This window comes from Streptomyces sp. NPDC058279, from assembly GCF_042881255.1.
Classification (GTDB): domain Bacteria; phylum Actinomycetota; class Actinomycetes; order Streptomycetales; family Streptomycetaceae; genus Streptomyces.
In genome coordinates this window covers 477565-485499 of the sequence record NZ_JBHVYA010000003.1, presented here as the reverse complement: position 1 = coordinate 485499, position 7935 = coordinate 477565, and the positions used below count along the sequence as shown (strand labels likewise).

Annotated in this window: 6 protein-coding genes, 1 rRNA gene and 1 pseudogene; 7 read left to right on the top strand and 1 reads right to left on the bottom strand. The window is 72.8% G+C overall.

The genetic code is table 11. The features are described from left to right. From rrf to ACFVXJ_RS09720, 3 genes and pseudogenes are all read left to right on the top strand, one after another. Positions 1-105 (top strand): 5S ribosomal RNA (gene rrf / locus ACFVXJ_RS09730); the annotation flags it as partial. A gap of 214 nt (positions 106-319) precedes the next feature. Beyond that, positions 320-1141: pseudogene (locus tag ACFVXJ_RS09725) on the top strand (tetratricopeptide repeat protein); the annotation flags it as partial. 417 nt (positions 1142-1558) lie between these two features. Continuing rightward, on the top strand, positions 1559-2401 hold the full coding sequence (locus ACFVXJ_RS09720; protein WP_389661032.1) for a hypothetical protein: 843 nt from the start codon (positions 1559-1561) through the stop codon (positions 2399-2401). An 80-nt stretch (positions 2402-2481) separates the two neighbouring features. Here the strand turns inward: ACFVXJ_RS09720 and ACFVXJ_RS09715 are convergent, their stop codons facing one another. Beyond that, positions 2482-3753, bottom strand: coding sequence for a DUF1015 family protein (locus tag ACFVXJ_RS09715; protein WP_389660979.1), 1272 nt, complete (start codon positions 3751-3753; stop codon positions 2482-2484). A 110-nt stretch (positions 3754-3863) separates the two neighbouring features. Between ACFVXJ_RS09715 and ACFVXJ_RS09710 the strand changes: the two genes are divergently transcribed. The 4 genes from ACFVXJ_RS09710 to ACFVXJ_RS09695 are packed head-to-tail and all read left to right on the top strand — an operon-like array spanning position 3864 to position 7894. Further along, positions 3864-4898 (top strand): HAD-IIA family hydrolase, encoded by a 1035-nt coding sequence (locus ACFVXJ_RS09710; protein WP_389661030.1) that lies wholly within the window; start codon positions 3864-3866, stop codon positions 4896-4898. A 49-nt stretch (positions 4899-4947) separates the two neighbouring features. Then, positions 4948-5994: a FecCD family ABC transporter permease gene (locus ACFVXJ_RS09705; RefSeq protein WP_389660977.1), complete on the top strand. Its 1047-nt coding sequence runs from the start codon at positions 4948-4950 to the stop codon at positions 5992-5994. Continuing rightward, positions 5991-7067 carry a FecCD family ABC transporter permease gene (locus ACFVXJ_RS09700; protein WP_389660975.1) on the top strand — a complete coding sequence of 359 codons (1077 nt, stop codon included), beginning with the start codon at positions 5991-5993 and terminating at the stop codon, positions 7065-7067. The genes ACFVXJ_RS09705 and ACFVXJ_RS09700 overlap by 4 nt, the downstream gene beginning before the upstream one ends. Next, positions 7064-7894 (top strand): ABC transporter ATP-binding protein, encoded by an 831-nt coding sequence (locus tag ACFVXJ_RS09695; protein ID WP_389660973.1) that lies wholly within the window; start codon positions 7064-7066, stop codon positions 7892-7894. The genes ACFVXJ_RS09700 and ACFVXJ_RS09695 overlap by 4 nt, the downstream gene beginning before the upstream one ends. Positions 7895-7935: the final 41 nt, after the last annotated feature.

Below are 7935 nucleotides of genomic sequence, written 5' to 3'. Positions count from 1 at the left end.
AGCGTTAGGGAAACGCCCGGTTACATTCCGAACCCGGAAGCTAAGCCTTTCAGCGCCGATGGTACTGCAGGGGGGACCCTGTGGGAGAGTAGGACACCGCCGAACAATCTTTCAAAGGACCCTTGGTCCAGCGTTCAACGCTGGACCAAGGGTCCTTTTTGTTTTTGTATCTCTTTACGCCGAAGCGCGGCCATGGGTTGGTTGCGCGAGAATGACTAGCGGTACCCCGAAGACAGGAGTCACACCCATGTCCAACTCTCCCGACGATCGTCCGGAGCGCGAGCCTCGTCGCAATGACGGCGGTGACAGGGGCGGCTACCGCGGGGGCCGTGACGACCGTGGCGGTGACCGTGGTGGTTTCCGTCGCGACGACCGCGGTGGCCGTCCGACCGGTGGTGGTGGCGGCGGCTTCCGCCGTGACGACCGCGGTGGCCGTCCCGCCGGTGGCGGTGACCGGCCCTCCGGCGGTGGCTACGCCCGCCGTGATGACCGTGGCGGCGACCGCCCCAGCTACCCGCGTCGTGACGACCGTGGTGACCGTCCCTCCGGTGGTGGCTTCCAGCGTCGTGACGACCGTGGCGGCGACCGTCCGAGCTACCCGCGTCGTGACGACCGCGGTGACCGTCCCACGGGTGGTGGCTTCCAGCGTCGTGACGACCGTGGCGCGGACCGTCCTACCGGTGGTGGCTACCCGCGCCGAGACGACCGTGGTGGCGACCGCCCCTCGTTCCGTCGTGACGACCGCGGTGACCGCCCCAGCTACCCGCGTCGCGATGACCGCGGGGACCGTCCGAGCTACCCGCGTCGCGATGACCGTGGTGACCGTCCCTCCGGTGGTGGTTTCCAGCGTCGTGACGACCGTGGCGGCGACCGTCCGAGCTACCCCCGTCGTGATGACGACCGGGGCGGGCGTCCCAGCTACCCGCGTCGTGACGATGACCGTGGTGGTTTCCGCGGTGGCCGTGACGACCGTGGCGGGGACCGTCCGAGCTACCCGCGTCGCGATGACCGCGGTGACCGTCCCTCCGGTGGTGGCTTCCAGCGTCGCGATGACCGTGGTGGCGACCGCCCGAGCTACCCGCGTCGCGATGACCGTGGTGACCGTCCCACGGGTGGTGGCTTCCAGCGTCGCGACGACCGTGGCGGCGACCGCCCGAGCTACCCGCGTCGCGATGACCGCGGTGACCGTCCCTCCGGTGGTGGCTTCCAGCGTCGTGACGACCGTGGCGGCGACCGTCCGAGCTACCCGCGTCGTGACGACCGGGGCGACCGCCCCAGCTACCCCCGTCGTGACGACCGCGGCGACCGCCCCAGCTACCCCCGTCGCGATGACAGGGGTGACCGTCCCACGGGTGGTGGCTTCCAGCGTCGCGACGACCGTGGCGGCGACCGTCCCAGCTACCCGCGTCGTGACGACCGCGGTGACCGCGGCGGCGACCGTGGTGGCTACCGTGGCCGCGACGACCGTGGTGGCGACCGCGACTTCCGCGCCGACCGCGACCCGGTCAAGCGGCTTCCGATCGACGAGGACATCACCGGTCACGAGATCGACGCCGATGTGCGCCAGGAGCTCCTGAGCCTGCCCAAGGGTCTGGCCGAGGAGGTCTCGCGCAACCTGGTCATGGTGGCCCGGCTGATCGACGAGGACCCCGAGCAGGCGTACGCGTACGCCCGTATCGCCCTGCGCCTCGCCTCCCGTGTCGCCGCCGTCCGTGAGGCCGCCGGTTTCGCCGCGTACGCCACGCAGAAGTACAGCGAGGCGCTCGCGGAGTTCCGTGCCGCCAAGCGCATGACCGGTTCCGTCGAGCTGTGGCCCGTCATGGCCGACTGCGAGCGCGGTCTCGGCCGTCCGGAGCGGGCGCTGGCGATGGCCGGTGAGCCCGAGGTGCAGAAGCTGGACAAGGCCGGTCAGGTCGAGATGCGTCTCGTGGCCGCGGGTGCCCGGCGGGACATGGGCGAGCTGGACGCCGCGATCGTGACCCTGCAGAGCCCCGAGCTGGCGTCGAACTCCGTGCAGCCGTGGACCGCGCGTCTGCGGTACGCCTACGCCGACGCCCTGCTGGCGGCCGGTCGTGAGGACGAGGCCCGCGAGTGGTTCGCCAAGACCGCCGAGGCCGACAAGGACCAGGCGACGGACGCCTCGGACCGGCTCGCCGAGCTCGACGGGGTCGAGTTCGTCGACGCCGCCGTGCCGGACGACGAGGACGGCGACCTCGAAGACCTCGCGGACGACGACGTCGAACAGGACGACGAGGACGACGAGGACGTGGACGACGCCGAGGTGGCGGCTGCCGAGCGCGCCGCCGACCAGGCCGAGTACTACGACGAGGACGACGAGGAGTACGAGCCCGTCGACGCCGCCGCCGACGCGGAGCGCGCCGAGGGCCGCGACAAGGCCTGACGACTGAACTGAAAGGGCGGTACCCCTTCCCGGGGTACCGCCCTTTCGCATGTCCGGGGCCGGTGGCGCCGCGGGCGGGGTCAGTCCAGGCTGCGCAGCACCAGGCCCGTCGCCGGCTTGGGGCCGAAGGACGTGGACTTGCGGGGCATGGTGACGCCTTGGCGGGCCAGGTCGCGGACCACGTCTTCCCGTACGGGGTGCAGCAGTACCGCCGTGCCGCCGTGGCGTTCGGCCATCTCGACGGTGGCGGCGGCGTCGTGGATGTAGGAGATGTGCTCCGGCTCGTCGGGGATCCGCCACAGCGTGTCGAGGAGGGCGGCGTGCAGGACCGTCGCGTCCAGTCGACGCCAGGCCTCGGGGCGGTCGTGGCGGACGGTGCGTTCGATGAGGGCCGGGTCCGGGTCGGTGACCAGGTGGAAGGTGCCGTCGCCGGTGAGCAGGAAGGCGTTGCCGCGTTCCGACGCGTCGGTGAGGGCCTCCAGGGCGAGCGGGAGCGGGCCCTCGATCGGGCGGACGCGGAACGATCCGTCGAGCGCGGCCAGCGCCCGCGGCTTCGGCAGCCGGCGCAGCATCCGGTGGATGGCGCGGACCTGGAGCGGGTAGCGGGCGGTGTCCACGAGCAGTACGAGGCCGAAGTCCCAGGCGGTGGGCGACGGGTGCTCCTGTTGGAGGCGCAGGTACGTCGCCCAGCGGTGGTGTCCGTCGGCGATGAGGGCCTGGCGGTGGCCGAGGTCGGCGGTGACGGCGGCCAGGTCGGCGGGGTCGGTGATGGCCCACAGGCTGTGCCGGAACCCGTCTTCGGTGACCGTGGACAGCAGCGCCTCGCGCTCCGCGGTGCGTTCGATGACCGCGGCCGCACCCGTCGCGGGGTCGCCGCCGCGGTAGGTGAGGAGGAGGGGTTCGAGGTTCGCGGAGGTGGCGCGCATCAGGCCGGCGCGGTCCGTGACCACGTGCGGCATGACGTCCTCGTGGGGGAGCACGATCCCGTCGTCGGCGGTGGTCAGGGCCAGGGCGCCGATGACGCCGCGCTGGAGTACGCCGGGCTTGCGCTGCTCGTAGACGTACAGGGCGGGCTCGGGGTCGGCGCTGAGGACGCCTTCGGCGAGCCAGTGGCGCAGGGTGCGCGCGGCCTGTTCGTTGCGGGCGGCGGGGGTGTCGGCCTGGGGGAGGATCAGGCGGACGATGTTGTGCGGGTCGGCGGATTCGAGGTAGTCGACTCCGTCGGGTCGTACGACCACGTCGTAGGGCGGTGACGTGACGGCGGCCAGGCTGCCGACGCGCTCGGGGTCATAGCGCAGTCCGTGGAAGGGGATCAGGCGCAGTCCTCGGCCCGCGTTACCAGGTGTGGTCATTGGTGCATGGTAAGACGCGTCTCACGGTGCGGGATGATCGGGGGAGTGCCTGGGCAGGGCACATGCAGACGGATTCGATCGAGGATCGAGTGGACGAGGGAGCGGACACGATGACCCGGCAGAGCAGGACCAGTCCCGCGGGCAGTGAGCGGAGTCTGCACCAGGCGTACGACACGGCCCTGCTGGACCTGGACGGGGTGGTGTACGCGGGCGGTCGGGCCATCGCGCACGCGGTGGAGTCGCTGGGCACCGCCCGCGCGGAGGGCATGCACCTCGCCTACGTCACCAACAACGCGCTGCGGACCCCGGACGCCGTCGCCGAGCACCTGTGCGAGCTGGGCATCCCGACCGAGGCGGGCGAGGTGATCACCTCGGCGCAGGCGGTGGCCCGGCTGATCGCCGATCAGGTGGCGCCGGGGTCGAAGGTGCTGGTGGTCGGCGGCGAGGGGCTGCGGGTCGCGCTGCGCGAGCGCGGGCTGGTGCCGGTGGAGTCCGCCGACGAGGAGGGATTGGCGGCGGTCGTGCAGGGGTACGGCGGCCCGGACCTGGCGTGGGGGCGGTTCGCGGAGGCGGCGTACGCGGTCAACCGCGGGGTGCCCTGGTACGCGTCGAACACCGACCTGACGATCCCGGGGGCGCGCGGGATCGCGCCGGGCAACGGGGCGGCCGTGGAGGTGGTGCGGATCGCGACGGGCGCGGAGCCGCAGGTGGCGGGCAAGCCGCTGCCCCCGATGCACCGGGAGACGGTGCTGCGGACCGGGGCCGAGCGTCCCCTGGTGGTGGGGGACCGGCTGGACACCGACATCGAGGGCGCGTTCAACGGGGACGTGGACTCGCTGTTGGTGCTGACCGGGGTGACGGACGCGGCGCAGTTGCTGCGGGCCGAGCCCAGGCACCGGCCGACGTACGTGGACCGGGACCTGCGCGGGTTGCTGACCGGGCAGCCGGAGGTGGTGTCGGCCGGGGACGGGTTCCGCTGCGGTGCTTGGACGGCGGTCGCGTCGGACGGCGTACTCACCCTGCGCGGGGAGGACGGTGACCCGCTGGACGGGCTCCGGGCGCTGTGTGCGGCGGCCTGGACGGAGGCCGGGGAGGGCTCTTCGACGCTGGACGCGGGGAAGGCGCTGGCGCGGCTCGGGCTGTAGGCGCTACCGGGGGGACTCAGCCGGTGCAGGGTAGGCTAACCTAACTTGCGTGTTGGTCGAGAGTCCCCCCGAACCGAGTGCCGCGCCCGTCGCCGCCTCCCGCGCCCGCCATGGCGCCCGCGCGGCCGGTCTGTCGGCCGCGCTCGCGGCGCTGGCGCTGGTCGCGGTCGCGAGCATCACCGTCGGCGCCAAGCAGATGCCCCTCGACCAGGTCTGGCACGGCCTGTTCCACTACGCGGGGACCCCGAGCGACGTGGTGGTGCGCGACCTGCGGGTCCCGCGGACCCTCCTCGGGGTGCTGGTGGGCCTCGCCCTCGGGCTGTCCGGCGCGGTGATGCAGGCGTTGACCCGCAACCCGCTCGCGGAACCCGGCATCCTCGGCGTCAACGCGGGCGCCGCCGCCGCCGTCGTCTCGGCGATCAGCTTCCTCGGTGCCTCCTCGCTCAGCGCGTTCGTGTGGTGGGCCTTCCTCGGGGCGGCCGTCGTCTCGGTCGTCGTGTACGTGCTCGGCGGCAGCCGCGGCGCGACCCCGGTACGCCTCGCGCTCGCCGGTACCGCGGCCAGCGCCGCCCTCGTCGGCTACATCAACGCCGTGCAGCTGATGGACAGCAAGGCCCTGGACAAGCTCCGCTTCTGGACGGTCGGTTCGCTGGCGTCGGCCACCATGGACACCGTCCGCTCGGTCGCCCCGTTCCTGCTGGTCGGGGCGGTGCTCGCGCTGTCGCTCGGCCGGTCGCTCAACGCCATGGCGATGGGCGACGACACCGCCCGGGCGCTCGGCGCGAACCTGACGCGGACCCGGATCGGGGCCATGGTCGCCATCACCCTGCTGTGCGGGGCGGCGACCGCCGCCTGCGGGCCGATCGTCTTCATCGGGCTGATGATCCCGCACCTGGTACGGCTGTTCACCGGCCCGGACATGCGCTGGGTGCTCGCCTATTCCGCCGTGCTGTCACCCGTACTGCTGTTGGGCGCCGACGTCATCGGACGGATCGTCACCCGCCCCGCCGAGTTGCAGGTCGGCATCGTCACCGCGCTCGTCGGCGGCCCGGTCTTCATCCACCTCGTCCGGCGCAAGAGGATGGCCCAACTGTGACGCGGACGACGGTGACGAAGGCCGAGAAGTCCCCGCGGAGCCGGTCGCGGGTGCTGCGCGGACCCGGCGGGACGGCCCTGCGCGTGCAGCCGCGGGCCCTGGCGGCCGGGCTGCTCTTGGCGGCCGTGGCGCTGGTCATGGCGGTCGTATTGATCGGCACCGGCGACTTCCAGATCGCGCCCTGGGACGTGGTACGGACGCTGCTGGGCCGGGGCAGTCCCGCCGACGACTTCATCGTCAACGACCTGCGGCTGCCACGGGTGTCGGTCGCGTTGCTCGTCGGGGCGTCGCTCGGGATGGCCGGCGCCGTCTTCCAGTCCGTGTCCCGCAACCCGTTGGGCTCCCCGGACCTGCTGGGTTTCGGCTACGGGTCGGCGGTCGGCGCGCTCACCGCCATCATCGTCTTCCACGGCGGCTCCACCGCGGTGGCGGCGGGGGCGGTGGTCGGCGGCCTGCTGACGGGCGCCGCCGTCTACCTCCTGGCATACAAGCAGGGCATTCACGGCTACCGGCTCGTGCTGGTCGGCATCGGCGCCTCCGCGATGCTCATCGCCCTCATCCAGTACCTGCTGACCAAGGCGAAACTCGTCGAGGCGACCCGGGCGATGGTCTGGCTGACCGGCTCGCTGGCCGGCCGGGACTGGTCGCAGGTGTGGCCGCTGCTGGCGACCTGCGCGGTGGTGTTCCCGCTCGTCCTCGGGCAGGGCAGGGCGCTGCGGATGATGGAGATGGGCGACGACGCCGCGCACGCCCTGGGCGTCAGGGTGGAACGGAGCCGGCTGCTCTTGATGGCGGCGGCGATCGTACTGACCACGGCCGCGGCCGCCGCGGCCGGCCCGATCAGCTTCGTCGCGCTCGCCGCGCCCCAGTTGGCCCGGCGCCTGACCCGCTCGCCGGGGCCGAACCTGCTCACCGGCGCGCTGATGGGGGCCGTGGTGCTGCTGGTGTCGGACTGGGCCTCGCAGCGGGCCTTCGGGGCGGACCGGTTGCCGGTGGGCGTGGTGACCGGGCTGGTCGGCGGTGTGTACCTGCTCTGGCTGCTCGTCACCGAGCGCAAGGCGGGACGTGTATGAGCGACGCAAGGAGTGGGCAAGTGCAGCAACGGCTGACCGCGCGGAACGTGACCCTCGGCTACGACCGGAGGGTCATCGCCGAGGACCTCTCGGTGGAGATCCCCGACAATTCCTTCACGGTGATCGTCGGGCCCAACGCCTGCGGCAAGTCCACGTTGCTGCGCGCCCTGGCCCGGATGCTGAAGCCGTCGGCCGGGCAGGTCCTGTTGGACGGCCAGGCCATCGCCTCGCTGCCGGCGAAGCAGGTGGCCAAGACCCTCGGCCTGCTCCCGCAGTCCTCGATCGCGCCCGACGGGATCACCGTCGCCGACCTCGTCTCCCGCGGCCGCCACCCCCACCAGGGGCTGCTGCGGCAGTGGTCGCGGCAGGACGAGCGGATCGTCGCCGAGTCGATGGCCGCGACCGGGGTCGCGGAACTGGCCGGCCGGGCCGTGGACGAGCTGTCGGGCGGCCAGCGCCAGCGCGTGTGGATCGCGATGGCGCTGGCCCAGCAGACCCCGCTGCTGCTGCTCGACGAGCCGACCACGTACCTGGACATCCAGCACCAGCTCGACGTGCTCGACCTGTGCGCCGAACTGCACGAGAACCAGGGGCGGACGCTGGTCGCGGTGCTGCACGACCTCAACCACGCCGCCCGCTACGCCACGCACCTGATCGCGCTGCGCGGCGGGGCCGTCGTGGCCGAGGGGCCGCCGACCGAGGTGGTCACGGCCGAGCTGGTGGAGGAGGTGTTCGGGCTGCGCTGCCAGATCATCGAGGACCCGGAGACCGGTACGCCCCTGGTGATCCCGGCCGCCCGGAAGGCGCGGGCGCGGCAGTCGGCCTGAAACGGGGTCCGGGGCGGCGCCGGGCCCGGACGGGGAGCGGG